Origin of the sequence: Geminicoccus flavidas (genome assembly GCF_009806515.1) — a bacterium.
GTDB lineage: Bacteria > Pseudomonadota > Alphaproteobacteria > Geminicoccales > Geminicoccaceae > Geminicoccus > Geminicoccus flavidus.
In genome coordinates this window covers 1-4,235 of sequence record NZ_WUJP01000763.1, presented here as the reverse complement: position 1 = coordinate 4,235, position 4,235 = coordinate 1, and the positions used below count along the sequence as shown (strand labels likewise).

Genomic DNA, 4,235 nt, shown 5'->3' with positions numbered 1-4,235 from the left:
CGCCGCGGCTGGGCAACCAGCATCCCAACATCGTGCCTTACCGGGTCTACCAGGCCAAGGACGGCCACGTGATCCTGGCGGTCGGCAACGACACCCAGTTCCGCCGCTTCTGCCAGGTGGCCGGGCTGCCGGAACTCGCCGACGATTCGCGCTTTGCCACCAACCGCGCGCGGGTCCGCCATCGCGACGAGATGGACGCCCTGCTGCCCCCGGTGATGGCGACCCGCACCATCCGGGAATGGGTGGACGAGCTCAGCGCGCTCGGCGTGCCGTGCGGCCCGGTCAACACCCTGCCGGACGTGTTCGCCGACCCGCAGGTGCAGGCGCGTGGTATGCAGGTCGACGTGCCCCATGCCGTAGCCGCGGCCGGCACCGTGCCGTTGCTGGGCAACCCGCTGCGTCTCTCCGCCACGCCCGTCCGCTACGAGAAGGGCCCGCCCGTGCTGGGCCAGGACACCGATGCAGTGCTGGCCGAGTACCTGGCCCTGTCGGCGGACGAGCTGGCGGAGCTGCGCGCCGGCGGCGTCATCGGCTAGCGGGCATGGACGCAGCCGCAGCGGGTGCCGGGGTCTGGGTCGAGACCGTGCATGGCCGGCTCCATGCCCAGTGCTGGCCCGCATCGGATGCCGGTCCCGCTCGGCCGCCGATCGTGCTGCTGCACGACTCGCTGGGCTGCGTCGAACTCTGGCGGGACTTCCCCGGCCGGCTGGCGACGGCGACTGGTCGGCGGGTCATCGCCTATGACCGGCTGGGCTTCGGCAGGCCTGATCGGCATCCGGGCCGGCTCGGACCAGACTTCGTCGTGGAGGAGGCAAGCGGCGGGTTGGCCGCCGTGCTTGCCCGGTTCGGCATCGGCCACTTCGTCGCGTTCGGCCACAGCATCGGCGCCGGCATGGCGATCGCCGCTGCCTCCGCCCATCCCGGCACCTGCCAGGGCGTGATCAGCGAATCCGCCCAGGCCCTGGTCGAGGAGCGCACGCTCGCCGGGATCAGGGCAGCGCAGCAGCAGTTCGCGCGGCCCGGGCAGATGGCACGGCTGGAGCGCTATCACGGTGCCAAGGCGGCATGGGTCCTGGACGCCTGGACCGGGACATGGCTGTCGCCTGAATGGGCCGGCTGGAACCTCGATGCCGAGCTGCGCGCGGCATCCTGCCCGATCCTGGCCATCCACGGGGAGGACGACGAGTACGGCTCGGCGCGGCACCCGGAGCGGATCGCGGCGCTGGCGGGCGGGCCGGTGACCGTCCGGCTGCTGCCCCGCTGCGGGCACGTCCCGCACCGTGAACAGGAGCCGGACGTGCTCTGGGCGATCGCCGCCTTTCTGGCCTGACCGCCCGCAGCTGGCCGCCTGGGCCTCAGCCTGCCGCCTGCCGCCCCGGTGCCCGGTAGCTGGAGCTGGCAAAGCAAGGGTGGTCGGCGCGGAGGAAGAACAGGTGGAGCTGCCAGAGCAGCCCGTCGCCCGGGCGCCAGAGCGGGTCGCACAGGTCGGCCGGGCGCAGGCCCAGCCCCTTCAGGTGCAAAGACATCTCATCGAAGGTCAGGTTGCGGCCGCCGGCGAAACCCAGCTTGAAGTTGTAGCACTCCATCATGAGGATCGCGGTCTGCCGCAGGGTCTGCTCGGCCCCGGCCAGGATCGGCAGCTCCGCACCATGGGTGTCGAACTTCAGGAAATAGGGCGGCGGCAAGGTATGCTGAGCGATCAGCGTGTCGAGGCGGACCGAGCGGATCTTCTTGGCATTGGGGTCGGTCGCACCCTCCAGGGCGATGCCGCCGGTGCGGTCGGTCTTGAGCATGCCGACCTCGCCATCATGCTCGGCCAGCGCCGCGACCTCGCCCACCAGGCCCGGCAGCTTTCCGGCAAGGCCGTCCCAGACCGGGCGGAAGCTCTCGTCCATGTCGATCAGCAGGACCCGGGCCCCCGGCCAGTGCTCGACAAAGGACAAAGCGTCGTCGCCCCGGCCGGAGCCCAGGCAGACCAGCGTGCCGATCTCGTCCACGTTGGCGCGCAGGCGCACCAGTGCGGAGGCGAGCGAAGTCGGGTGCGCCAGCATCGCCTGGTGGGACAGTGCCGGGGTTGCCGGTGCCGTGGCGGGCGGCGCCGGAGCACGCGGTGCCGGCGGCTCGTCGCGAAACGCGACCGCGGCCCGTCGGAGCCTGGTCAACAGAGCGAATCGGCCGGTCATGCCCGTCTCCAAGGGGTTGCTGCCGCGGGCGCCGGGCGGCGCCAGCAGCAGGCCCCCTTGGCGATGGCGGCTCGGCATCGTCAAGGCCGGAATGCGGCCCGCTCATGCTGCAACTGCGAAAGGAACATGCACGCCTGCCCTTCACCGATCGGCCTCGCGGTGCTATGGGGGCCGCGCTCGCCGGATGGGGCTGGACGTCCGAGGCCCGAGGTTCCTGGTTCATGAAGATCGTCGCCGCCAATAGCAATCGCCCGCTCGCCGAGGCGATCGCCGCGTCCTTGCGGATGCCTCTGACCTCCGCGAGCGTCCAGCGCTTCGCCGACATGGAGGTGTGGGTCGAGATCCACGAGAACGTCCGCGGCGAGGACGTGTTCATCATCCAGTCGACCAGCTATCCGGCCAATGACCACCTGATGGAGCTGCTGGTCTGCATCGATGCGCTCCGGCGCGCTTCGGCCAGGCGGATCACCGCGGTGGTGCCCTATTTCGGCTATGCGAGGCAGGACCGGAAGCCCGGGCCGCGCACGCCGATCTCGGCCAAGCTGGTGGCAAACCTGATCACCCGGGCCGGTGCCGACCGGGTGCTGACCCTTGAGCTGCACGCCGCCCAGATCCAGGGCTTCTTCGACATCCCGGTGGACAACATGTTCACCACCCCGATCATGGTCCCGGACATCATCGCCAATATCGGCACCGAGGACCTGGTGATCGTCTCGCCCGACGTGGGCGGGGTCAGCCGGGCACGCGGCTTTGCCAAGCGCATGGGCGTCCAGCTCGCGATCGTGGACAAGCGCCGCGAGAAGCCGGGTGCCTCCGAGGTCATGAACGTGATCGGCGAAGTCGCCGGCAAGCGCTGCATCCTGGTCGACGACATCGTCGATTCCGGCGGCACGCTGTGCAACGCCGCGACCGCCCTGCTCAGGCAGGGTGCCCGCAGCGTCCAGGCCTATTGCACTCATGGCGTCTTGAGCGCTGGCGCGGTGGCGCGGATCGCGGCTTCCGACCTGGAGCGCCTGGTGATCACCGATTCGATCCGGCCGACCGAGGCGGTCCGGGTCACCGACAAGATCCGGGTCGTCTCGGTCGCTCAGTTCATGGGCGAGGCGATCAAGCGGATCTCCAGCGAGAGCTCGGTCAGCTCCCTGTTCGACTGACCGGCGAGCTCGTCTGGTTCTTTTTCTTATGGCCTGTCCGGGGCGGGGCATGGGGCCCAGGTGCCGGAGGGGTGGAGTGAAGAGTGATGAGTGACGTCCTGAGCTTGAGCGCCGAGCCGCGCTCCAACCATGGCAAGGGCCCGGCCCGCGCCCTGCGCCGTGCCGGCAAGGTGCCGGCGATCATCTACGGGCCCGGCGGCGAGCCCGAGATGTGCGCGCTCGTGTTCAACGAGCTGAGGAAGGTCGCCGGCCGGCGCAGCTTCTTCAACCAGATCGTGTCGCTCGACTTCGGCGACGGCCGCAAGGTGCGGGTGCTGCCGCGCGAGGCGCAGTACCATCCCGTCACCAGCGACCCGCTCCATGTCGACTTCTACCGTGCCAGCGCGGACGCGACGGTGGTGGTCGAAGTGCCGGTCGTGTTCCTGAACGAGGCGAACTCGCCGGGCCTGAAGGTCGGCGGCACGCTCAACATCGTGCGCCGCGCGATCGAGGTGCATGCCCCGGCCGATGCGATCCCGGACCATATCGAGGTCGACCTGACCGGCCGCGAGATCGGCGACACCGTGCATATCAGCGAGGTGACCCTGCCGCAGGGTGTCAAGCCGACCATCACGGATCGCGACTTCACGGTCTGCTCGATCGTCCCGCCGACGGTCGCCCCGGAGGCCTGAGCCTTGCGGATGCCGGGCCCGTCGAGGCGGACATGAAGCTCTTCGTCGGGCTCGGCAATCCGGGTGACCAGTACGCGCACAACCGGCACAATGTCGGGTTCATGGCGCTGGAAGCCATCGCTTCCCGCCATCGCGCTTCCAACTGGCTGCGCAAATGGCAGAGCAGGGTGGCGGATGCGACGCTCGGGATTGAGCGCGTCCTCCTGCTGATGCCGCAGACCTTCATG

General features: G+C 69.8%; 5 protein-coding genes and 1 pseudogene. 5 read left to right on the top strand and 1 reads right to left on the bottom strand.

All coding sequences use genetic code 11. From position 1 onward, the window contains the following. Positions 1 to 536 (top strand): CaiB/BaiF CoA transferase family protein (locus tag EQG76_RS21950; RefSeq protein WP_200841014.1); only part of this gene is annotated, 536 nt, incomplete at its 5' end. 5 nt (positions 537 to 541) lie between these two features. Further along, on the top strand, positions 542 to 1,330 hold the full coding sequence (locus tag EQG76_RS21945; protein WP_159716453.1) for an alpha/beta fold hydrolase: 789 nt from the start codon (positions 542 to 544) through the stop codon (positions 1,328 to 1,330). A gap of 25 nt (positions 1,331 to 1,355) precedes the next feature. Here EQG76_RS21945 and EQG76_RS21940 read toward each other — a convergent pair whose 3' ends face one another. Next, positions 1,356 to 2,183 carry an FkbM family methyltransferase gene (locus EQG76_RS21940; RefSeq protein WP_159716452.1) on the bottom strand — a complete coding sequence of 276 codons (828 nt, stop codon included), beginning with the start codon at positions 2,181 to 2,183 and terminating at the stop codon, positions 1,356 to 1,358. 221 nt (positions 2,184 to 2,404) lie between these two features. Between EQG76_RS21940 and EQG76_RS21935 the strand changes: the two genes are divergently transcribed. The 3 genes and pseudogenes from EQG76_RS21935 to EQG76_RS21925 all read left to right on the top strand — a co-directional run. Beyond that, positions 2,405 to 3,337: a ribose-phosphate pyrophosphokinase gene (locus tag EQG76_RS21935; protein ID WP_159716451.1), complete on the top strand. Its 933-nt coding sequence runs from the start codon at positions 2,405 to 2,407 to the stop codon at positions 3,335 to 3,337. Between the two features lie 86 nt (positions 3,338 to 3,423). Beyond that, positions 3,424 to 4,008: a 50S ribosomal protein L25/general stress protein Ctc gene (locus EQG76_RS21930; protein ID WP_159716450.1), complete on the top strand. Its 585-nt coding sequence runs from the start codon at positions 3,424 to 3,426 to the stop codon at positions 4,006 to 4,008. A 32-nt stretch (positions 4,009 to 4,040) separates the two neighbouring features. Then, positions 4,041 to 4,235: pseudogene (locus EQG76_RS21925) on the top strand (aminoacyl-tRNA hydrolase); the annotation flags it as partial.

What these genes read in the sequence shown, in the direction of transcription:
- EQG76_RS21945 (WP_159716453.1), top strand. Translation starts at nt 542, where the DNA reads ATGGACGCAGCCGCAGCGGGTGCCGGGGTCTGGGTCGAGACCGTGCAT.
- EQG76_RS21940 (WP_159716452.1), bottom strand. Translation starts at nt 2,183, where the DNA reads ATGACCGGCCGATTCGCTCTGTTGACCAGGCTCCGACGGGCCGCGGTC.
- EQG76_RS21935 (WP_159716451.1), top strand. Translation starts at nt 2,405, where the DNA reads ATGAAGATCGTCGCCGCCAATAGCAATCGCCCGCTCGCCGAGGCGATC.
- EQG76_RS21930 (WP_159716450.1), top strand. Translation starts at nt 3,424, where the DNA reads ATGAGTGACGTCCTGAGCTTGAGCGCCGAGCCGCGCTCCAACCATGGC.